Source organism: Roseibium sp. SCP14, assembly GCF_040329475.1.
Classification (GTDB): domain Bacteria; phylum Pseudomonadota; class Alphaproteobacteria; order Rhizobiales; family Stappiaceae; genus Roseibium.
In genome coordinates this window covers 79,328-100,983 of record NZ_JBDZYH010000003.1, presented here as the reverse complement: position 1 = coordinate 100,983, position 21,656 = coordinate 79,328, and the positions used below count along the sequence as shown (strand labels likewise).

The 21,656-nt window shown below is 55.3% G+C and carries 22 protein-coding genes and 4 tRNA genes; 6 read left to right on the top strand and 20 right to left on the bottom strand.

The features are described 5' to 3' along the window. Positions 1–166: 166 nt before the first annotated feature. The 6 genes from nusG to ABLQ08_RS13105 form a co-directional block, all read right to left on the bottom strand. On the bottom strand, positions 167–697 hold the full coding sequence (gene nusG, locus ABLQ08_RS13130; protein WP_352942860.1) for a transcription termination/antitermination protein NusG: 531 nt from the start codon (positions 695–697) through the stop codon (positions 167–169). A gap of 55 nt (positions 698–752) precedes the next feature. Further along, entirely contained in the window at positions 753–950 is a 198-nt protein-coding gene (gene secE / locus ABLQ08_RS13125) for a preprotein translocase subunit SecE (RefSeq protein ID WP_352942857.1), read from the bottom strand. Between the two features lie 104 nt (positions 951–1,054). Continuing rightward, a tRNA-Trp gene (locus ABLQ08_RS13120) sits at positions 1,055–1,130 on the bottom strand. A gap of 108 nt (positions 1,131–1,238) precedes the next feature. Next, positions 1,239–2,429 (bottom strand): elongation factor Tu, encoded by a 1,191-nt coding sequence (gene tuf / locus ABLQ08_RS13115; protein WP_352942854.1) that lies wholly within the window; start codon positions 2,427–2,429, stop codon positions 1,239–1,241. A gap of 167 nt (positions 2,430–2,596) precedes the next feature. Beyond that, positions 2,597–2,670: transfer RNA gene (locus tag ABLQ08_RS13110), tRNA-Gly, on the bottom strand. A 21-nt stretch (positions 2,671–2,691) separates the two neighbouring features. After that, positions 2,692–2,776, bottom strand: a tRNA-Tyr gene (locus tag ABLQ08_RS13105). A gap of 326 nt (positions 2,777–3,102) precedes the next feature. Between ABLQ08_RS13105 and ABLQ08_RS13100 the strand changes: the two genes are divergently transcribed. From ABLQ08_RS13100 to ABLQ08_RS13090, 3 genes are all read left to right on the top strand, one after another. Continuing rightward, positions 3,103–3,726 (top strand): MarR family winged helix-turn-helix transcriptional regulator, encoded by a 624-nt coding sequence (locus ABLQ08_RS13100; protein WP_352942851.1) that lies wholly within the window; start codon positions 3,103–3,105, stop codon positions 3,724–3,726. Next, complete coding sequence (locus tag ABLQ08_RS13095) at positions 3,723–4,226, top strand: PaaI family thioesterase (protein ID WP_352942848.1); 504 nt, start codon at positions 3,723–3,725, stop codon at positions 4,224–4,226. Before ABLQ08_RS13100 ends, ABLQ08_RS13095 begins: the two co-directional genes overlap by 4 nt. Positions 4,227–4,293: 67 nt before the next feature. After that, positions 4,294–5,115, top strand: a complete 822-nt coding sequence (locus ABLQ08_RS13090) for a TrmH family RNA methyltransferase (RefSeq protein ID WP_352942845.1) — start codon at positions 4,294–4,296, stop codon at positions 5,113–5,115. A 39-nt stretch (positions 5,116–5,154) separates the two neighbouring features. Here ABLQ08_RS13090 and ABLQ08_RS13085 read toward each other — a convergent pair whose 3' ends face one another. Both ABLQ08_RS13085 and ABLQ08_RS13080 read right to left on the bottom strand, forming a co-directional pair. Next, positions 5,155–6,348, bottom strand: a complete 1,194-nt coding sequence (locus ABLQ08_RS13085; RefSeq protein ID WP_352942842.1) for an MFS transporter — start codon at positions 6,346–6,348, stop codon at positions 5,155–5,157. Between the two features lie 90 nt (positions 6,349–6,438). Continuing rightward, entirely contained in the window at positions 6,439–7,551 is a 1,113-nt protein-coding gene (locus ABLQ08_RS13080; protein WP_352942839.1) for a YHYH protein, read from the bottom strand. A gap of 227 nt (positions 7,552–7,778) precedes the next feature. Between ABLQ08_RS13080 and ABLQ08_RS13075 the strand changes: the two genes are divergently transcribed. Then, a tRNA-Thr gene (locus tag ABLQ08_RS13075) sits at positions 7,779–7,854 on the top strand. 433 nt (positions 7,855–8,287) lie between these two features. On the opposite strand, the gene ABLQ08_RS13070 is transcribed toward ABLQ08_RS13075, so the two are convergent. Beyond that, positions 8,288–9,154, bottom strand: coding sequence for an SDR family oxidoreductase (locus ABLQ08_RS13070; RefSeq protein WP_352944389.1), 867 nt, complete (start codon positions 9,152–9,154; stop codon positions 8,288–8,290). 107 nt (positions 9,155–9,261) lie between these two features. Next, on the bottom strand, positions 9,262–10,008 hold the full coding sequence (locus ABLQ08_RS13065; RefSeq protein ID WP_352942837.1) for a cupin domain-containing protein: 747 nt from the start codon (positions 10,006–10,008) through the stop codon (positions 9,262–9,264). Positions 10,009–10,379: 371 nt separating this feature from the next. On the opposite strand from ABLQ08_RS13065, the gene ABLQ08_RS13060 reads away from it, so the two are divergent. Both ABLQ08_RS13060 and ABLQ08_RS13055 read left to right on the top strand, forming a co-directional pair. Continuing rightward, positions 10,380–10,871: an amino acid permease gene (locus tag ABLQ08_RS13060; RefSeq protein ID WP_352942834.1), complete on the top strand. Its 492-nt coding sequence runs from the start codon at positions 10,380–10,382 to the stop codon at positions 10,869–10,871. Then, complete coding sequence (locus ABLQ08_RS13055) at positions 10,856–11,686, top strand: APC family permease (RefSeq protein WP_352942831.1); 831 nt, start codon at positions 10,856–10,858, stop codon at positions 11,684–11,686. Before ABLQ08_RS13060 ends, ABLQ08_RS13055 begins: the two co-directional genes overlap by 16 nt. A 68-nt stretch (positions 11,687–11,754) precedes the next feature. On the opposite strand, the gene ABLQ08_RS13050 is transcribed toward ABLQ08_RS13055, so the two are convergent. From ABLQ08_RS13050 to ABLQ08_RS13005, 10 genes are all read right to left on the bottom strand, one after another. Beyond that, on the bottom strand, positions 11,755–12,279 hold the full coding sequence (locus ABLQ08_RS13050; protein ID WP_352942828.1) for a ricin-type beta-trefoil lectin domain protein: 525 nt from the start codon (positions 12,277–12,279) through the stop codon (positions 11,755–11,757). Between the two features lie 80 nt (positions 12,280–12,359). Further along, positions 12,360–12,935 carry a cupin domain-containing protein gene (locus ABLQ08_RS13045; RefSeq protein ID WP_352942825.1) on the bottom strand — a complete coding sequence of 192 codons (576 nt, stop codon included), beginning with the start codon at positions 12,933–12,935 and terminating at the stop codon, positions 12,360–12,362. Positions 12,936–12,952: 17 nt separating this feature from the next. Next, complete coding sequence (locus tag ABLQ08_RS13040) at positions 12,953–14,845, bottom strand: TRAP transporter permease (RefSeq protein ID WP_352942822.1); 1,893 nt, start codon at positions 14,843–14,845, stop codon at positions 12,953–12,955. A gap of 75 nt (positions 14,846–14,920) precedes the next feature. Further along, on the bottom strand, positions 14,921–15,847 hold the full coding sequence (locus tag ABLQ08_RS13035; protein ID WP_352942820.1) for a TAXI family TRAP transporter solute-binding subunit: 927 nt from the start codon (positions 15,845–15,847) through the stop codon (positions 14,921–14,923). Positions 15,848–16,239: 392 nt separating this feature from the next. After that, complete coding sequence (locus ABLQ08_RS13030; RefSeq protein WP_352942817.1) at positions 16,240–16,497, bottom strand: hypothetical protein; 258 nt, start codon at positions 16,495–16,497, stop codon at positions 16,240–16,242. An 86-nt stretch (positions 16,498–16,583) separates the two neighbouring features. Next, entirely contained in the window at positions 16,584–16,889 is a 306-nt protein-coding gene (gene cyoD / locus ABLQ08_RS13025; protein ID WP_352942814.1) for a cytochrome o ubiquinol oxidase subunit IV, read from the bottom strand. 11 nt (positions 16,890–16,900) lie between these two features. Next, positions 16,901–17,497, bottom strand: coding sequence for a cytochrome o ubiquinol oxidase subunit III (cyoC, locus tag ABLQ08_RS13020; protein ID WP_352942812.1), 597 nt, complete (start codon positions 17,495–17,497; stop codon positions 16,901–16,903). 8 nt (positions 17,498–17,505) lie between these two features. After that, positions 17,506–19,545, bottom strand: coding sequence for a cytochrome o ubiquinol oxidase subunit I (gene cyoB / locus ABLQ08_RS13015; RefSeq protein ID WP_352942809.1), 2,040 nt, complete (start codon positions 19,543–19,545; stop codon positions 17,506–17,508). Continuing rightward, positions 19,545–20,474: a ubiquinol oxidase subunit II gene (cyoA, locus tag ABLQ08_RS13010; protein ID WP_352942807.1), complete on the bottom strand. Its 930-nt coding sequence runs from the start codon at positions 20,472–20,474 to the stop codon at positions 19,545–19,547. The genes cyoB and cyoA overlap by 1 nt, the downstream gene beginning before the upstream one ends. A gap of 267 nt (positions 20,475–20,741) precedes the next feature. Then, positions 20,742–21,578, bottom strand: coding sequence for a hypothetical protein (locus ABLQ08_RS13005; protein ID WP_352942804.1), 837 nt, complete (start codon positions 21,576–21,578; stop codon positions 20,742–20,744). Positions 21,579–21,656 lie beyond the last annotated feature (78 nt).

Here is a 21,656-nt window from a genome sequence, read left to right as displayed (position 1 = left end):
CAATCAATCGCAACCGAACGGCAATTCGGTTGCTTGGGAGTTGGTGGTCTGGCCCTTGCCGATGTCCGGCGAAGAACATCAGAACCTTCCACCTGCTTCACCCCGGTATCTTCCTTCAAGAGGATGAACACCGGGCACTCACACCGCCCCACAGGACGGCAAACAGTCAGAGTTTGTCGACCTGACCGAATTCCAGCTCAACCGGCGTTGCACGACCAAAGATGGACACCGCCACCTTGAGACGCGCCCGCTCGTCATCAACTTCCTCGACAAGACCGGAAAAGGACGCAAAGGGCCCATCGGACACCCGCACCTGTTCTCCAACCTCGAAGCTGACGGAAGGCTTTGGCCGTTCCACACCTTCCTGAACCTGATTAATGATGCGAAGGGCTTCTTTTTCCGGAATCGGCATCGGCTTCTGATCCGCGCCCAGGAAACCGGTAACCTTCGGCGTATCCTTGATCAGGTGAAAGGCTTCATTGGTCATATCCATCTTCACCAGCACGTAACCAGGGAAGAATTTGCGCTCTGCATCCACCTTGCGGCCACGGCGCACTTCAACGACCTTTTCCATCGGAACGAGGATTTCCTCAAAAAGATCGGACAGACCTTTCTGCTCAGCCTTCTCGCGTATGGAATCGGCGACCTTCTTCTCAAAATTGGAATAGGCGTGCACAATGTACCAGCGCTTGGCCATGGTTCTCAGTTCCGTTTCTTGTTCTTTGTTCAAACCGGACGGGCGGGCCCAAAAATCAGCCACCAACGCCAAGAATGTAGCCAATCCCGAGGCTCATCAACTGATCCGCCACGAGAAAGAAAATCGAAGCGATCAGCACCATCACGAACACCATGGCGGTGGTCACGGCTGTCTCACGGCGCGTCGGCCACGTCACCTTGGACGTTTCGGAGCGCACTTCCTGGATGAATTTAAAGGGATTGGTCTTCGCCATTCCGATTCCGGTCTGTTAAATACGAGTGGGCGCGCGAAAATCCTTCGCGCGCCTCACTCGAGGAAACTCTTTAAGCCCTCGAGGCAAATTAATCAAGAGCAAATTGGCAGGGGCAGCAGGGTTCGAACCCGCGACCTACGGTTTTGGAGACCGTCGCTCTACCAGCTGAGCTATACCCCTTCAGACGATCGCGCTAACGATCTTGCTCCTGATACCCTCTGAAGCCGCGTACCGCAACACTTAAGAGGAGGAGTTGCCGGGTACAAGTCCCGGCAACTCGAATTCATCTTATTCGATGATGGATGCGACGACGCCGGCGCCGACGGTACGGCCACCTTCGCGGATAGCGAAGCGCAGGCCTTCTTCCATGGCGATCGGCACGATCAGCTCAACGTCAACGGAGACGTTGTCGCCCGGCATCACCATTTCCGTGCCTTCCGGCAGAGAAACCACACCGGTCACGTCCGTCGTACGGAAGTAGAACTGCGGGCGGTAGTTGGTGAAGAACGGGGTGTGACGACCACCTTCTTCCTTGGTGAGGATGTATGCCTCAGCCTTGAACTTCGTGTGCGGAGTAACCGAACCCGGCTTACACAGAACCTGACCACGCTCAACGTCTTCACGGCCAATACCGCGGATCAGTGCGCCGATGTTGTCGCCGGCTTCACCGCTGTCCAGCAGCTTGCGGAACATTTCAACGCCCGTAACGGTCGTCTTCTGAGTGTCCTTGATGCCGACGATCTCGACTTCTTCACCCACGTTGATCACGCCGCGCTCAACACGACCGGTCACAACAGTACCGCGGCCGGAGATCGAGAACACGTCTTCGATCGGCATCAGGAACGGCTGATCCTTCGGACGCTCAGGCGTCGGGATGTATTCGTCAACCTGAGCCATCAGCTCACGGATCGCATCACGGCCGATAGCCGCATCGCGGTCTTCAACAGCTGCAAGCGCAGAACCCTTGACGATCGGAATGTCGTCGCCCGGGAACTCGTAGGAAGACAGAAGCTCGCGGATTTCCATCTCGACAAGCTCGAGAAGCTCTTCGTCGTCGACCTGGTCAACCTTGTTCATGAAAACAACAAGGGCCGGAACGCCAACCTGACGCGCAAGCAGGATGTGCTCGCGGGTCTGCGGCATCGGGCCGTCTGCGGAAGACACAACCAGGATCGCGCCGTCCATCTGCGCAGCACCGGTGATCATGTTCTTCACGTAGTCAGCGTGACCCGGGCAGTCAACGTGAGCGTAGTGACGGTTTTCCGTCTCATACTCAACGTGCGCCGTGGAGATGGTGATGCCGCGGGCCTTTTCTTCAGGCGCACCGTCGATCTCATCGTATGCTTTTGCTTCAGCACCGCCAGCTTCAGCCAGCGTCATGGTGATTGCAGCGGTCAGCGTCGTCTTGCCGTGGTCAACGTGGCCAATCGTGCCAATGTTAACGTGCGGCTTGTTGCGCTCAAATTTTTCCTTCGCCATCGGCGTCGCTCTCTGTCCAATACTCGGTTCGGTCGATACAGGCTCGAGCGGGACGCATTCCGGTGCCTTGGACAGATCCGCAAGCGACGAATTGCTTCCCGTAGAACTTTTTCAGGATTTCCGGGCGAAAGAGCCTTCCGTTCCGGACACTCCGATCAGCACCATGATGGAGCGGGTGAAGGGAATCGAACCCTCGTCGTCAGCTTGGAAGGCTGCTGCTCTACCATTGAGCTACACCCGCACAACGAGGAACCAGGAACGATGGTGGAGGAGGTTGGATTCGAACCAACGTAGGCATAGCCAACGGATTTACAGTCCGTCCCCTTTAGCCACTCGGGCACTCCTCCATCTCGTCCTGCTTCACGCCGAAGCGATCAGGATGGCTTACCGAAGAGCCCGCCCGGAGGGGGCGAGCAATCCCGTGGCGCGTTTTATGCAGATGCGGACCTTCCGTGTCAACGACGATTTTGAAAAGAAACAAACAAAATCATCGAGACGCTCGAAACAGGTACTTCGAGCGCTCGGGATTACCCCGCCAGCAGATGCTCAAAGAGTGCCAACACAATCTGCAAATGTCACGGTTTCCCGACGTTTTTCTCCGCCATTACCTTCTTGCCAGACCTGCCTGTGGACAACTTTTCCGGTCTGAGCAAATAGGCCCAACGAGTTTCAGGTGGTTGAAGAATTTTTGTTTTTCCCTGTGCAAGAACGGCTTAGAGGCAAATCACTTGCCGGGAATCCTTATTTGTTGTACCTACAACAAATGACAAGTTCCCTGAATGACATCGACTTTGTCGAAATGGGCCGGACCTGTTTCGGTCATGCAGCGCGGCGCACAGCGAATCTCCTGACACGCCACTACAACAGGCACCTGTCGTCGGTCGGCCTTGAGCTGACTCAGGCGCAATTGCTGGCTGTCATAGCTGACGGTTCGGCTTCATCCGCATCCGAGATTGCCAGATATCTCGGCATCGAACGTTCTACACTCGCTCGTAATCTGAAGCCGCTGGAAACATCAGGGTTAATTGAAAGACGGAAAAAAGGCAGCCGCAAGGGGTTGCCGGTGCTGACCTCTGCCGGACAGGAAAAAGTGATCGAGATTCACCGCACCTGGCAAAAGGCGCAAGAAGAACTCAGTTCTCTTTTGGGCAATGAGGAAGCAGCCATGGTGCGCGCGCAAATGTCCGCGCTCCGCAAGGCGGTTCACATCCTGGAGGATCGTGAGGCGAACGCTCGGCCCTCCCCCTCTCACAAAGGCGATTTGCTTCGCCCCACAAAAACAGGACGATCTAGATGAGCGTTTCAAGCACCGTTACCGAAAACGGGAAGATCCACACCCTCGGCCCGCTGCCCATGTCCGCAGTCACGAACCTTTCCGGGCTGGACATCTTTGAAAAGATGATGGCGGGAGATCTTCCCGCACCGCCCATGATGATCCACTCCAACATCCGAATGAAGGAATTTTCCGAGGGCAAGGCGCTATTCTCAGGGCTGCCGGCCAACGATTTCCTCAACCCGCAGGGAACTGTTCATGGCGGCTGGATCTCCACTCTTATAGATACAGCGCTTAGCTGCGCGGTACATACCGCGTTGAAACCCGGCGAGTTTTACACCACCACATCCCTGACGGTGAATATGGTCCGCCCTCTCCTTGCCGATGGCAATGAAGTCACCTGCGAGGGACGTGTCGTTCATCGCGGTTCTCGTCTGGCTACCGCTGAAGGTGAATTGAAGGATGCCAACGGAAAACTGATTGCGCACGGAACAGTGAATTGCATGATTCTCAAGCCCTCGTGAAAACAGGATCTCGTGCAGCAACGGCTTCCCTCTTTTCCTTTGAAGCATTTGCCGCTAGAGCTGCGCCATGACGGAAAACAGCAAATCCCAACGCTCCCGTTCCCGTCCGGGTCACGGAGCAAAGCCTTTTAACAAGCGCTCCGGCAAGCCGGCACCCAGGCGTCCGGGCCTGCCGCCAGAGGGTCCGGTGCTGCTCTACGGCCTGCATACGGTAGAGGCGGCCTTCGCCAACAGGGACCGCAAGCGCCTGAAGCTTTTCGCAACGGAAAATGCGCAACGGCGCCTGGAAGAGCGCGGCGTCAAAATCGACGTGCCCGTTGAGACCATGATGCCGAAGGCGCTCGATCGTATGGTGACCAAGGATGCCGTGCATCAGGGCATGATCCTCGAAGCAGATCCACTACCTGCATACGGCGCGGAGCACTTGAAAGGTGCACGGTTGATTCTCGCACTCGATCAGGTGACCGATCCGCACAATGTCGGTGCCATCCTGCGCTCCGCCGTTGCCCTGAATGCAGACGCGGTGGTCACGACCGAAAGACACGCGCCTGAAGAAGGCCCGGTCCTTGCCAAGTCCGCGTCCGGTGCTCTCGACATGATCAGGCATGTGCGGGTGAAGAACATGGCCCGCTTTGTTACGGAGATGAAGGACCAGGGATTCGGCTGCATTGCACTGGACAGCGATGGTCCTGCGAGCCTCGAAGACACAGCATTTACCGACAAGACAGTTCTTGTTCTCGGTTCCGAAGGCAAAGGCGTTCGTCAGGGTGTCCGCGAAGCCTGCGGCCTGCTCGCCCGACTCGACATGCCTGGCGAGATTCGCTCACTGAATGTATCCAATGCGGCAGTTCTGTCACTTTATGTCGCCCGGATGAAGATGGGGCTCTGACCAGAGCCCCAATTCGATATTTCTTCTCCGGAAAGCAGATCACGCCGCTTCGCGACCATTTCTGTTTGCCTCGGCCTCGCTCTCGGCTTTTTCTCCCTGTCTTCTCTGCGCGACAGTCAATAGAGGTGCCAGGACCAGACTGAGGCCGATCATTGGAGCAAGTATCATGAGGCCTGTGCGAATCCCGTAGGTGTCCGCCAGCGCGCCAATGGACAGGGGACCGACCAGAAATCCCAGAAGCGCAATAAACGACAGGACAGCAACATTCGAAGCGGAGCTTCTTCCTGGCACTGCAGCTGCAGCCGTGACTCCAAGTGGAAACGCCAAAGCGGCTCCGATACCAAGTATTCCCAGACCGCACAGGGCAATCAGTGTGTCGGGCGCAAACCAGATCACCGCGATACCGGACAACCCGACGATTGCCAACCCCTGCCCCAAGCGCCCGGGTGTTGCCACCTGCCGCAGACGGTCACCGAGCAAACGTGTTGTTGCCAGGCACAGGGAAAACACGGAAATGCCAAGACCGGCCAGTCCCGGATTGGCGGCAAATGTATCGCGCAGGAAAACAGCTGCCCAATCCGCGATTGCTCCCTCGACAAGCGTTGTACCGAATGTGAAGACGCAAATCCCAATAAGCAGCGGGTGAGGAAGACGGAAACCGTGAGTGTCTTGAGCATTTGAAGCCACATCCGGTTCCACCGGCAAGCCAACCGTTACCGGCAGGACTATGACCTGCACCACGATTGCGATCGCCAAACCGGCAACAAGCGGTTCAAGGTCGAATCCGGCGACCGTTGAACCGATCAATGTTCCGGTCAAAAGTCCGAAACTCCAAAACCCATGAGCCTTGCTCATTATCTTGCCGCCGGTCCGCTTTTCATATTCGTCGGCCAAGACGTTCAGCCCCAGTTCCAGAATGGACATGGAGCTGCCGACACAAGCAAGGACGCCCATGAGGAACCATTGCGAAGTCGAAAGGAAGGGCAGCAGCATCACCACCAGAAAGACGGGATAGAACATCAATGTGATGCGACGCGCCCCGATCCAATGCGCCAACCGTCCGGCAATCAGCAAGGTCGTCAGCGTCCCGAGTGGTGCGCCGACCAGCGCGATTGCCAGTTCGCTATTCGTCAAGCCAAGAGTAGTCTGAACTCCGGGGATGTGTGGCAGCCAGGCTCCGAGAGCCACGGGCTGGAGAAAGAATATCAGGCAAATTCGTGCCGCTTGAGACATGTATACCTTCTTGAAAATTCTTGATCGATGCTGCTTTCAAACTGCGTGGGGGGAATCGGGCATACATCCGAATTTCGATTTATGCCCACCTTATCGCCCGGTCCCCGGAGGTCCTTTTCTCTTCTGGAGCGGACCTTCATAGGCCTGAAAGATCTCCAGTTTTGATATGGCGAAGCCTTCCGGACATCCCGTATCGATAAGATCATAGTAGATGGCCCGCCCGCGAAACGCCCTGCTCTTGTCCGCCTCGAAGAAAAGTCCGTAACAGGACCTGTTGCAATAAAAGAGCGCGCCCTCTTCCGCGTTTACCCGACGGGCCTGACCATTTGTCTGAAGAACTTGTTCTCCCTGCAACATTCCAGTCATGACGTGACAGACCTGACGGTCATAGGATTTTCTGGTGCTGTCCTTGATGGCAAATCGAATGGGAATACCGGTGATTTCCATTCCCGTTCTATCTTCCCTGTGTTGCCCTCGATCGCGAGCAAAGCGCTGTGGACGACCCGACAGACAGCTCAGAACATCCCAGCCGGACGTTGTCTTGACGTTATAGAAGTATTGGCCGGAAGCGTCTTTCATGCCACGGCACGCATCCAATTGCGATTCAACCGCGTTGTCCCTGTCGAACCATCCAAGAGCGAGGATCGGAAAACCGTCCATTGCGTATCCAACCGGCTTTTTCTCAACGTCCACCCATTGCCTGCCCAGGTCTTCAATCAGGCAACGAGGCGCAGTGTGATAGTGATAATCGTCTCCCCTTCCCGCGTGACCACCGCAAACGTCGAGTTCGCCTTCTTCAAGGGCACTCGGGCGTTTTCCTGTCGCGCGGTTTACAGGTCCCTGCGTGCTCGGATCGAAGATCGGCACCCCGTTCACGGCAACACCTACAGGCCCTGCTTCAGTGGGCGTCGGGCTGACGGCAAGTCGTGGTGAAAGAAGAATTTCAAATTCGTAGTTGTGAACACTCGGAAACTGCTGATTTGTCGCCAGGATCCCGGTCATGATGGGATCTTCGGGGTGCGGCAGTCCGTGGGAGGAAAACCGTGCCTTGCCGTCTGTACAGGACACATTTTCGACTTCCTCCGTGTAGCAGGACGCCTCGCACTTGCAGGACTTGATGTCGTGGGCACGGGTATCTGAGGGAAAACCGGCGGCCAGAAAATTTGTCGCCAGCAAAGCACAGATGAACCTGACAAACTGCATTGGCAATTCCCTTTTCATAATCCGGGGAAAGCCGACAATCCGCACAATCTTGCGTCTTGTCACTCACTAATGCGCCGCAACACACTGCGAGCTAGGTAATTATCCACAGAGCTCATATGTTTTTTCCTGACTTTTTAGAGGCTTAGAAGATTTTTCGGGCGATGAAACGAAAATTTTTACTCGGGGCATGGACAAGCGCGTCCAATCTGATAGAAGCCATTCCCGGCGCCGGTATAGCTCAGTTGGTAGAGCACGTGATTTGTAATCTCGGGGTCGCGGGTTCGAATCCTGCTGCCGGCACCAGTTCCCTCTACAAGTTTGCTCGTGGATGAATTTCTACATTACTCACTGGTGTCCAAGTAGCGTCCATTCGCGCTCAAACACCGGCAGTCGCTATTGCGACGTTTACTAGCTTGAACTGCGGCTTCCATTTTTTTGCAGTTCCTCCTTTTGGAGCCGGAGGTGTAGCGCGCAATTTCGATTGGCAAATCGCACAACTTTACTCGGCATCCGGATCATTAAGCTGAAGAGACGGCGAAGCGTCCGCGCGGTCGCACAGGCGTGCCATGTCGGTTGAGAGCCCGTTCACCATTGAGCCTGTACCGTTGCGCCTTCAATGGTTCGCCACCGATAGTCACAAAACATTGTGGCTCATGAAAAAAACGTCCTCAAGAAATTGAGTCAGAATTCAATCGACGCGCTCTGGACGGGAACACGGTGCTTGTTGTCAGCCGCACTAAAACAGGCTTCTCCAAACCGCCGCCGTCTCCTCAACAAAAGATGTGTAGCTGCGGGGACCATCCGGCAGAAGGGCAGCTTGCGCTTCAAAATCTTGCGCATCTACAGGACAGCCATATCGTTCAAAATAGCGGTTCATGATCAGAAAATCGAAGTTGAACCATGATGGTATCATCGTTTCCATACTTGCTTCGAATTCTTCCGGCGTATAGCCGGGGTATACGACGGTACGGCCCAGTGCCCTGGACCACAGTGCGGCGGTTTCTTCACCGTTGGGAGATTCCAAGCTCGCCAAGGTGAAAGCTTCATTGTTGGCGCGTGGGTTCGCGAGCACGTTCGCTGCTGCAAGCGCAACGTCTCGTGCGTCGATGCGGGACATAGGAAAATTGCCTATCGGCCAAGGGTAAGCGCCTGCAATAATAGCATCTTTCAGCCATAGATCGTTTTGAGCAAAGTTCGTAGGCCGCAGGATCGTGTGCGGAATCCCAGTGTACCGAATAGCTGCTTCGATCGCTATTTTTGGACCTGAGTGAGGGACGAGCGGTGAGAGCGTCGACATATAGTTCGACAGATAGACAATATGTTTGCAGGAAGCCTCGACTGCGATTGCGAGGGTCACCAACCCGCGCTGGGTTTCCAGGGGATCATTGGCAACCAGCAGAAACACACTCTCAACGCCTTCGAAAGCGCGCCGCAGACTGGCCGGATCATCCATGTCGGCAATAACCGCCTCGACACCGGCGGGCAGAGTTGCGGCAAACTCCTTCGACCGAGTTGCAACCCGGACTTGCATGCCGCTTTCATGCAGGATCGGCACAAGCGATCGGCCGATTGTCCCGGAGCCACCAAATACAAGAACCGTCATCAAAGCACCGTTACTTTAGGTTGTGTTCAGAAAAGAGTAGGAAAATATCTGTTCGTCTTCAAATGTTTTGGGACACTCCGATCATTGCTCAATGGACGTTTTTTTGCCTACGGCCACACCGCGAAAAAATATGCGCGGAACTCGCCTTCCGAACGCCAGCCGACCGACGCATGCAGTGGCACGAAAAAGCTCTCGCCGGCAGTGAAGATTTCCTCGTGGTCAGAACCTGTCACAATGACGGTTCCGTGCTGCACACAAATCAATTCGTTGCGGTTGAATGACTTAATGGGGAATTCACACGGTCCGGACACCAGTGTCCCTACCTGGATCCGCCCGTCGCTCGATTCATAGGCGAGGTTTTGTCGTTGGTGCGGCTCCAACGTCCCAACCCCATCGGTCGGCTTGCTCACATCGTCCAGCTCAGCGTCTGTTGGGTTTGAAATGAGGCGGATGCATTTCAGTTTGGCCGGGTCAGTCTCTGCCGGATAGTCTTCCCCATGGAATGTCATGAAGTACTTCCGATAGTACTTCGTCATATCCCATGCGCACTTGAAACCCTGAGGCAGGAAGAAGGCCTGCCCGGCCAAAATGACATCTTTCCTACCCGCTGCATCGACGATGGTGACTTCTCCGTCGATGAGTTGCATCAACTCAAACAGCGGGTATGGATGGTTGCTCGTTGCGCTGCCGCCATGGTTTTCCCAAGTGCCGGTGCACAGACCGTTGTGCTCAAACGCCTTCACCCCACGCTGGTCCGGCACTGGCCCGATCAGCCAGTCGGGCGGGATAACTTCCCAGATCTTCAGGCCTTCGCCTGTGGGGTTATGGGGATCCAATCTGATGACGCCAGCCATGTTGATGTCTCCTGAATAGCGGGACGTCCCAGTTTCCGGACAGATTTAGTGTGAAGATTGTGCAGCGATTTCCCAGGATATCAAAGTGAATTCCTATTGGGCGTTTGGTATCTGGTGGTCAAATTCCACCATTGTCCGTCGTTGAACAATTCGATGCTACCGAAAATCGGTTACTTGGCGGGAACACCGGCTTCCATGAAGGCCATGTTTTAAGCATGACTTCTGTTGGTTTCAGCCAAACAGCCCACACCAGACTTTGTTTGCGCTGGCAACAGCGGCAATGTAGCTAACCGGAAACGGACGTTAGTCGCCTGAAAAACTGAAAGGTTTTCAGCAGATTTGGTTCAGTCGCAAAGATTATGAGGTGTTTGGTGCCGGGTACCGACAACGCAAAAATCGGGATGTTTTCCGCGCTTTCCATCGGTATCGTCGGCATGGTTGGCGGCGGCATATTTGCCGTAACCGGATTGACAATAGAGCTTACCCGTGGCGCGGCACTGATCGCCTTCATCGTTGCAGGCATTGTCGCTTTGCTGACCAGTTACTCCTACCTGCGCCTTACGCTGAAATATCCCAGCGAGGGCGGCACCGAAACCTTTCTGATCAAGGGCTTTGGTGAAGGCGTCTTTTCAGGTGCGCTGAATATCCTTTTATCGATGAGCTACATGGTTCTTCTGGCTGTCTATGCCTACGCCTTTGACAGTTATGCGAGCGATTTCCTGCCGTTTGAACGCTCTGCGTATCTCACCCGGGCACTTGCCAGCGGACTGCTGATCGTACTCGTCATCATCAATCTTTTCGGCACACAGCTGGTCATCAAGTCCGAGATTTTTTCAATGCAGGCAAGATGGCCCTTCTCCTGATCTTCATTGTTGCCGGTCTGGCAATTCAGCTGGACTGGAGCAGGATGACGCCGTCCGACCACGTGCCTCCGGTTGAGCTTTTTGCCGGCGCGATGATCATTTTCCTGAACTACGAAGGGTTCAAGCTGATTGCCAATGCGAGGACGGACGTCAGGAACCCCGCGAAAATCCTGTCGATTGCCTATGTCGGCGGCGTCTTGATCACGATCTTTCTGTACGTGCTGATCGCGATCGTCGTTTTGGGGCAACTCGACTTTGAACAGATCAAGGCAAACTCGGACAATGTGCTTTCGATTGCGGCCCATGATTTTCTTAGACCGGTTGGCGTGATCGTCACCATAGCCGCATTGCTGGCAACGACTTCGGCCATCAATGCAACCTCCTACGGAGCCGGACGTTTGACCTACACGAATGCGAAATCCGGTGAGCTTCCAAAGGAACTGGAACGCAATATCAGAGGCCAACCCTTCGAAGGCATGTTCGTGTTCGCCGTCGCATCACTTCTTCTGGTGATTTTCCTGCCTCTCAACGCGATCGCCACGATGGCAAGCGCGGGTTTCCTTCTCATCTTCTTCGCCGTCAACCACGCAAATGTCAGACGCGCAAAGGACACCGAAAGCCAGGCCTGGATTTCAATGCTTGGAATGGCAGCGTGTGCTTTTGCACTGTTTGCGCTTTGCTGGCAGGTTTGGCGTGTTGAAACGACACCATTTCATGTGCTGATCCTTGTGGGCATGATCGCAGCCTCCTTTGCTATCGAGATCGTTTATCGGAAAGCCGCGAAGCGAGTGATCTCGCCTGCTGTCCATCGATAAACATACCCGCCAATTCGTCCCTAACCCGGCCAATCAACCGGTTTCATTGCTTGCTCAGGCGACAATTGTTATTTGATTTCAAGCCAGGTGGTCAGCTCGGGTGCGGTATTCGCGCAAGGGGCGAGGATCAGGTCACGTGACATGAACGGCCCGGCCTGCCGGCTTACCTCTCCCGCCGCGACGCAGCTTTCGGGCTGGCTGGCGGGTGTAATGCGCCCGATTCCCTGATCAAACAGAAACTGTTGATTTGGCCGGTCATCGGAACAATCCCTGAGACCGAAGGCAATCTTTGGGTCATCGGGCGCAATCAGCTCCATGCACTTTCCTGCAAATTCGACAGAAACGATCTGGCTGGTATCGGCGTTGTAGGAGAACTGCACATCTCCGCCCTGCGGTTTGCAGGAATGAGCCTGCAGGTTCTCTGCGTATCCGCGCCCAAGAGTATCAATGCACCATCCTAGAGAATCCGCTTCATCGAGATTGTCGGCAAGAAAAATCACCGGTGCCGGCGTCTGAATGTTGGGAGCTTCGGCAGTGGCCGCGGAAGCCAGAAGACAGAAGAAGCAAGTCGAAGCGATATTGCCATACTGCATGACGTTCGTCCTCTCAGTCCAATTGTCGACAGCAGCAGTCCTTTTGCCTCCTGCCATCGCTTATCAAACAACAAATCGTGTCATCGGCGTGGAATCCCCTTCCGATGTTCCGGCGTTGCTTCGCGCCCGGTCACACCATCCACCAACACGAAGGCAATTGAACATGGCTCCGTGCCACGATTAGACCAGGCATGATTTGTGCCACGCTGAACAACCACGTCCCCCGCCTTCAGCAACACATCTTCTTCATCCATCAACATGTAGATCTCTCCAGTGAGGATGATCGCATAATCAAGGCTGTCCGTCCTGTGCATCCAGGGGTGACGTGCATTTTCGACGATGTTGTCGCCTGCTCCCATTTCTGCAAACGCGGCCTTGCCGTCCAGTGTCTTCATGACTTCCGGGTCTTCGGGCATGAATTCAACGACCCGAAAGACACTGCCGTTCTTTGGGGGATGCAGAACGAAGGGTCCCTCGCAGGTTTCAGTCGCACCGTCATATTCAGCCGGTGTCCCGTCGGACAGCCAGAAGTTGGTCAGGGTCACGCCTGGCCGGTTCGCTCGTTGCAGGCGATGGGTCGCAATGCTGTCGCTTTCGACGACCGCACGCCCGTTTTCGTCATGTCCGGTAACGACGCGTCTGAATTCTCTTGCCATGTTTTTTCCAGTAGTTTTCATGATCCAGTCGAAACTTGTCTGCTGCTGAACTGCTGAAACAGTACGCAACCCACCAAGGCGCCCCCCACAAGTGCGGACGGCCAGAACTGTATGAGAAGGCAAAGTCCGGCGACCAACGCGATGACACGGTTGGTCCAGGAAAGCGGAGAAAAAATGCAGCCGACCACACCGGCTGCAACGGCCCCAACACCGGCAAACCCGGTCACCACCGCAAAGAGATTGGTCAAGACATCTCCCTGCATGAGAAGGCCCGGTCCAAAGACCAGCGCAAAGGGAAGCGCAAAGCTGGTGGTGGCGTAGGAGGCTGCCGTCCAGCCGACCTTGTTGACGTCGGCACCCGCAATTCCACCGGCGACATAAGAAGCAAGTGCGACCGGGGGCGTGATCGTGGAAATGCAGCCATAGTAGAAAACGAAGAAATGCGCCGTCAGCATCGGTACGCCAAACTTGACCAATGCAGGAGCCACAACTGTCGCGAGGATCAGATAGGCCGCCGTTGTCGGCAGCCCCATTCCCAGGATGATTGAGGCAACCATGGTGAAGACAAGCGCCAGGAAAAGCTGGCCATTCGAGGCAACATCGATCAGCAGTGCTATCTTGGACCCGAGACCCGTGACGCCAAGCGTGCCGGATATCACACCGGCTGCAGCGCAGGCAGCGGAGATCGTAATCACATTGCGCGAACCTTCGGCAATGCTGCCGCCAATTCGCTTCACCAACGCAATATCCACCCGACGCGTTTTCACCACATCCAATCCGATCAGCACCGCCATGGCCCAAAGTGACGCCTTGAAAGGTGAGAAACCGAACAGCATGAGCCCGAGCAGTGTGCCGAACGCTCCAATAAACGGCAGCCCTTGAAAGAGAACCTCAAGGAGCGGTCGTCCATCGCTCTTGTCCGCATCTGTCGGCGCGATACCTGACTTCACGGCCTGCAAGTGGACAACGAAGAAAATAGATCCGAAAAACAACAGTGCCGGTAAAATGGCGACCGCCATCACGCTGGTATAGGGGACGCCCACAATCTCGGCCATGATGAATGCCGCAGCTCCCATGACAGGCGGCATCAACTGACCTCCCGTCGATGCGACGGCTTCTATCGCGCCAGCCTGATGGGGTTCATACCCTTCCCGCTTCATGATCGGGATCGTTACCGTACCGGTCACGGCCACATTTCCCGCTGCAGAGCCCGACACCATGCCTATCAGGGTTGAAAACAGCACTGCGGACTTGGCACTTGCCGCCCGCAGTCCTCTGGTCAGACGAATGGAAATTTCAAAGAAGAAATCCCCTGCGCCAAACCGCGACAGCATGGCGCCGAAGATGGTGAACACGATGATGTAAGTCGCGGCGACGCCGATCGGAATGCCGTAGACCCCTTGCGTATCGGTGGTCAGGAAAATCACCATGCGCTCAAGACCATATCCCCGGCCATTCAACAATCCAGGCAGATAGGGACTGATGAACGGGTAGCAGAAAAACAACAGCGTAATGAAAGCGAGAATGAGCCCGACACCACGGCGCGCAGCTTCGAATACGAGCAGCAGAATGACCGCACCGGCATAGTAGTCGCCGTCTGTCGTCAAGCCGCCGCTGAACGCGATTGCCTTCCAGCGTGAGATCAGCCAGAGACTCGCGGCAAGAACTGCCACGATCAGCACGGTTGAGAGCACAAGATTCAGCCGAGTGTCCTTCAACTTTTCAGAGGCCGGCTTCAACGCAAAAAGAAGCGAAAAGGCCATTGCGACGTGAACAAGCCGAAGCGGCATCGTGGAAATGGAGATGACACCGGACACGGCAGCAAGGTGAAAGACGCCGAGAGCAAATGCCGCCAGCAACACTGCGTTCTGTTTGGTCAACGTGGGAAGTTTGAATGATTTGCCGGACACTTGCTTCGTCTCTTGTTCAGGCCGGACACGAGCCTGAGTGAGCAGGCTCGTGCGGCCAAAGGCTTGCTTGAACTATTACTTGTTGAAGTAGCGCGCAGCGCCCTCGTGGAGCGGGATCGCCAGGTTCAGCGAGTTCGCCGGGTCGATCTGTTTCGCATTGGCGTTCTCTGCCTGAAACTCGTCCAGGTGATCGAACACGGAGGCAACGATCTTCTCAACAGTATCGGCTGACAGAGTGTTTGGAGCGATCAGCATGTTGTTGACGCCAATGACCTGCCCCGCTTTTGCTGTGCCATAGACATCCGCCGGAATTTCAACGGTCTTGAAGGCACCGTTCTTTTCCAGGGCCTTGTCCAACATGCCGTCCGAGAATGCGATGAAACGCAACCTGTTGCCGGCCGCTGCCTGCATGACGGCACCTGCCGGGTAACCGGACAGGGCAAATGCAGCATCGACATTGCCGTCACTCAATTGGCTGAAGCCGTCGGAATAAGACAGAAAGCTGGGGACAATGTCGTCCATCGACATGTCGTGAAGCGGCAGAAGAAAATTCATGAAGCCCAGAGTGCCGCCGCCTGCCGGCCCGACTGCAACGCGCTTGCCCTTCAAATCCTCGATTGTCTCGATGTCCGAGTCCTCAAGAACGATCATGTGCAACACGCTCGGATGGAGCGCCGCCACCGCACTCATCTCGATCGCACCGCTCTTGTACGGGCCTTTGCCGCTCAAGGCCAATACAGCAAGATTGTTGTTGGTGATGGCAATTTCAACCTCGCCACTGCCAATGAGCCTGGGGTTCTGAACAGAGCCGCCGGTAACCACCGGCACCATGGTAATTTCGTCGCCTGCATACTTGTTGACCAGGTTCGAAATGCTCTGCCCCATCGGATAGAATGCCCCACCCAGGCTCGCGGTTCCGATGCGCAGCTCATCTGCATGGGCGAAGCTCGATGAAACGAGCAATCCGACTGCCAGACCTGCCGTCTTGAAAATATTGAGCATGATTTTCCTCCCAAGGTAGCTTTCCTCAGGATAGACGACATTTAATCTCTTTCAACATTTTTATCGATATTTTTCCACTTATCGATTTTTATCCATCATTACGACACTCGGATCATGCGTGAGCGGTTGGTCTCCGTAGACTGAGAACGCGGACTTTTCTTTGCTGCGCCCACACGTGGTCGCAAACGCCAATGCCTCCGCCATGCGAAGTTCAGGTTGCCCCTCAGAACTGGCCTTTCTGATCTTGATTTTCTGATCTTGATTTTCTGATTCCGGGCAAAAATCGAGGAACGACAATTATCGGTTAGTCAGCTGTTTCCGAGCCGCAACAGCACCATCGCACCATCCGGACTGTTGGCTTGATCCGTGGCACCGGATCGATCGTGCTCGTCCTATTCCACGTTGCCCATGTATTTGGCCTGGTTGATCAGCTCCTGGCACCTGGCCTCGTTCCCGGCCTTCCGCTCTTTGTTGGCGTCTTCCAGAAGCGCGCGCATCTTTTCAGCCGTGACGGTGTCTATGCCGCTCCGATTGACGTGATCAATCGCATATTCGACCTTGCTGATGTCAGCAGCACAATCGGCCAAGGCACTCGCAGGCGCGAGCAGCGCGAAAGCGGCAGCAAGAAAAACTTCACGTGTCCGTCTCATGTGTTCCTCCATCACCATCAGGCAGTTACTTCACCACCGTCGGCACGAAAAGCTTAGACCGGAATTTCAAACCCCGAGCAGCTTCGTCACATCATCCGGTGGTGCAGATCCATCATGATCCAGAGACTCCCTCCTACCATGATGAAAATAAGAACGGCTGCAAAACCCACGAAAAACAGGTTTTCTCCCGGTGTGTGTTTCAAGTCCAGATGCAGGAAAAATACCAGATGCACCAGGACCTGAAGAACCGCAGCCACTGCGATCACGGCGTAGACCGCCGGACCGGTCAACAGCTCTCCCCAGACGAGTGCGAAGGGAATAGCGGTCAAGATGACCGCCAGAACAAACCCGGTGAGGTAGGTCGTGAGTGAACGTTCGCTTGTATGTGTCATCTTCGTCCCCCTCACATGACGCCCGGAAGATAAACCACCGAGAAAATCCCGATCCAGACAATATCCAGAAAGTGCCAGAACAGACCCAGGCGAACGAGACGTGAGCGCACAGGAAGCGTCAGTCCCTTCACCAGAACCTGCCCGATCATCACGCAAATGCCGATCGATCCGAAGGTGACGTGCAGTCCGTGTGTACCGACCAGTGTGAAGAATGCAGACAGGAAGCCGCTGGTTCCCGGCCCCGCGCCCTGCGCAATCATGCCGTAAAACTCAATCAGCTCCATCGCCAGAAACCCAAGTCCGAGAACCAGCGTCACGATGAGCCACTGTACGACCCGGTTTGACCGGTCCTCGCTCATGGAAATCGTCGCCACGCCGAACGTCAGGCTGGACAGAAGCAGAAGCGCAGTTTCACCGGCTGTATGACCGAGATCGAACAGTTCCTTCGACGTTGGTCCGGCGGCGGAATTTTTTGAAAGCACGACATAGGACGCAAACAGCAGCGCAAAGATGACCGCATCGGTCATCAGATAAATCCAGAATCCGAACTCTCGCGATTCCAGCGATTTTTTCTCTTCGTGCTCGAGAAGGTCAGTTGTCACGGACATCTCTCCCATCATGCCCTCCCCGGCAGAGCCGCACCCGAAGCGGCACCACGTGGCATGAAATCGCGCATGTCATGCAGATCTGCCGCGGAAATCTGCGCGAGCCGTGCATTCTCGATCCGGGCAATTTCGGCAGCAGGCATCACGAAATCGGAGTTGTCGTCGCAAGCTCTGATACCGATGCATATGAGGCTGAGAACCAAACAGAGAGCTGCCAGCCACCAGATGTACCAGACCATGGCGAAGCCGAGCACAAAGGAGAGTGCCCCAAGTATCGGACCGATCCCTGAACTTTTCGGCATGACGATGTCTTCGTACTGAACAGGAGCCTGATAAGCGGCGCCCCTGATTTTCATGTCGTGAAACGCGTCCAGGTCACGAACCTCGGGCAGCACAGCAAAATTGTAGGGCGCGGGCGGAGAGGACGTCGCCCATTCCAGAGTACGGCCATTCCAAGGATCACCTGTTGTATCGCGTGCTGACCCCCAGTTTTTCGCCGACACATAAAGCTGAACAGCGATGCAAACGATCCCCGCCAGTACACACAGGGCGCCAAGGGCCGCCACCACCAGATAAGGTTGCCAGGTCGGATCGGCATAGTGCTCCATGCGCCGGCTCATGCCCATGAAACCGAGAACGTAAAGCGGCATAAAGGCGAGATAGAACCCGATGATCCAGAACCAGAAGGAGCGGATGCCCCATTTGGCGTCGAGCTTGAAGCCAAAGGCCTTCGGGAACCAATAGTTCAAACCGGCAAAATAGCCGAACAGCGCCCCGGGGATCAGCATGTTGTGAAAATGCGCAACCAGGAAAGTTGAGTTGTGCATCAGATAGTCGGCCGGAGGCAGCGCCAGCAACACACCGGTGACCCCACCGATCACGAACGTCACCATAAACCCGATCGTGAACACCATGGAGGGATGGAACTCGATCCGCCCCCGGTAGATCGTAAACATCCAGTCGAAGATCTTCACCCCTGTCGGAACGGCGATGATCATCGTGGCTATACCGAAAACAGCGTTCACATTGGCGGATGACCCCATTGTGAAGAAGTGGTGCAGCCAGACGGTGAAGGACAGGATTGCGATACAGGCGGTCGCATAGACGAGCGACTTGTATCCGAACAGACGCTTGCGTGAGAAAGTCGCCACCACTTCGGAAAAGATGCCGAATGCCGGCAGGATCAGGATATAGACCTCCGGATGCCCCCAGATCCAGAGCAGATTGGCAAACATCATCATGTTGCCACCGTCACCATTTGTGAAGAAGTGGAAGCCCAGTGTCCTGTCGAGCGCCAGCTGGGCAGCCACGACCGTCAGGGCTGGAAAAGCGAAGGCGATCAATATCGAGACGCAGAGCGTCGTCCAGGTGAACAACGGCATGCGCATGTAGGTCATGCCCGGGCAGCGGTTCTTGACGATGGTGACAATGAAATTGATTCCCGACATGGTGCTGCCGACACCACTCACGATCAGTGCCCATAGCCAGTAGTCGACGCCGACACCGGGACTGTACTCAATACCGGAATATGGCGGGTATCCAGTCCAGCCGGCAGTTGAGAACTTGCCGATCACGAGCGAAACAAGGACGAGGCCTGCACCGGCTGCCGTCATCCACAAACTGACGGAGTTGAGGAAGGGAAATGCCACATCCCGGGCGCCGATCTGTTGCGGCACAATGATGTTGATCAGACCGGTCAGGAACGGCATCGCCACAAAAAAGATCATGATCGTGCCGTGAGAGGAAAAAATCTGCTCGAAATGCTCTGGTGGCAGATAGCCGTCGCTGTTCAGGGCGATTGCCTGCTGCGCCCGCATCATCAGGGCATCTACGAACCCGCGCACCAGCATCACGAGGGCCAGAACCACATACATGATGCCGATCCTCTTGTGATCGACGCTTGTAAGCCAATCCGTCCACAGAACCTTCCAGGCCCGCAGATACGTGATCAGCAGAAAGACCGCCAGCCCGCCGCAGACGGTTACCGCAGCACCGCCCATCGCCACCCAAGAATAAAGTGGAATGGCATCAAATGTCAGACGTCCGAGCATTACGCAGCCCCCCTGCAGATGAGTTCAGCGGCCTCACTCTCGTGAGGGCCGACCATAGGCGCGTATTTGCGCAGGATGAGTTCGAACAGATCCTTTTCGTAGGAGGAATAGTAACTCACCGGGTTCGCCACGCTCTGCTTATGCAGCTCGACATAGTTTTTTGCATCGAGTACATCCGCCGAGCCGGAGATCTTGTCTTTCCAGGTAGTGAAATCCGCCTCGCTCATGGCATGTGCCTTGAAGTGCTGATCGGCAAAACCGTTGCCCGAAAACATCGTGTTGCGTCCGGTGAAGACACCGGGCTCGTCGGCGAGCAGATTGAGTTCCGACCGCATACCGGCCATCGCGTAAATCTGCCCTCCAAGCGCCGGTATCATCAACGAATTCATGACCGTATCGGATGTAATTTCAATATTGAGTGGCCGATCTGCCGGGAAAGCCAGTTCGTTGACGCTTGCCGCTCCAAGTTCCGGATAAAGAAACAGCCATTTCCAATCGAGCGCGATCGCCTGCACCTTGAATGCCGGTTTGTCTGAAGCAAGTGGCTTGTAGGGATCCAATCTGTGGGTCGCATCCCAGACGAGCGTGCCGAGTGCGATGATGATAATCGCCGGTACCAGCCAGATCACCGTCTCGACTTTCCAGGAACCTTCCCAGTCAGGGGTGTACGCTGAGGCTTCATTGGCCCGTCGGTACCGCCAGACGAAATACAGTGTCAGTGCAATCGCCGGGATTGCCACGATCATCATCAGACCGAACGCGGTGAAAAGAAGATCCCTTTCCGCCAGCGCTATCGGTCCCTTGGGAAAGAGAACCGGTGCGTTGGACACGCCGCAACCTTGCAGCAGCAGGCATGATCCGAAAAGCAGGAAGAGAGGAACGGTTCGGGCGACACGACGAAAAAGTCGACTGTTTGTCAGTTCGGTCATTGCTCCCCCTCAAGAGGACAAAGGCAGTCTCACAAACTCAGATAATTCATTGAGACAATTCAGACTGGTGCTCGATCAAAATTCGGGCGCAGCAGATGCACCACCTAAAACTTATACTAGACTCACCAAGAGCCTAGCCGAGCAAGTTGAGGTTTAAAAGGGTGACCGATCGGGATTTTTTTCAAAACGCTGTGGTTGTGATTGCCATACCTGACATCTTCGAAGCGCGGCGACGCCCCGAAGTCACAAGATTGATCTGAAAGGAAGTCAGAAGCGCGCCGCGATCCCGATCAAAGGACCGTGTGTAATCGTGTCGTAGGCAAAGCGCGCCGTCCCGGATTTTTCATTATCATAGTCGACACCAAGCGCTTTGTACTGAAAATGTGCGGACCAGACCTTGTTGAAATGGTACCCTACACCACCCTGGACATTCCAGGTGAAGTCGGAGCCGACGCCGAAACCGCCGACATCCCCTCGCCCGTTCACAGACCATTTGTCGTTGAACATATGCATGGCACGAAGACCAATGACCGGATCCAGCCAATCGTCACCCCGTGTTATGTCAAAGTTGCCGGCAATCGTTCCGGTAGCGTCCAAACTCAGCGAAATGTCCCAGTAACGTCCGCCCGCGTAAACATCGACCGAAGTCTGCGGAGAGTTGTAGGCCCGGTAAAACACCATGCCTTCCAGAATGAGCTGATCACCGCTTACACGCACGCGCCCCCCCGTCAAGGGCGTGTCGTTTGCCGTTGCCAGGTTCATATAGGCAACGTCCAGCATCGCACCGAATTTCTGCCGGTAGAGGGCTTCAGTGCGCAACATGGCACCGAAGCGCAGATTTTCCAGAATATCACCGGTGCCGATATCAATATCCGTTGCCGGCAATCTGCCCACCTGCGACGTACCGGTAATATTTGCCCCGACAAAGTAAGGGGCGATCAGGAATTCCCAGGTTCGGTCAACGCGTTCGTTGACGGGTTCTTGCACCTGCACCGGTCCCGTTGAAAGATCTGCGGCGCCAGCTTCGGATAGGTGGGATGCCTCCGTCAGAACAAGCAGGCCAAGAGCGCTTGTGATGGTTGCAAGTTTCCTGAGCGTCCGCATCTGGTATTCCCCTTGGGCCGTTTGACCTGATTTGGCAAAACTGGAAGTGCGCTAATCATTCAAACACACCGGAAATGT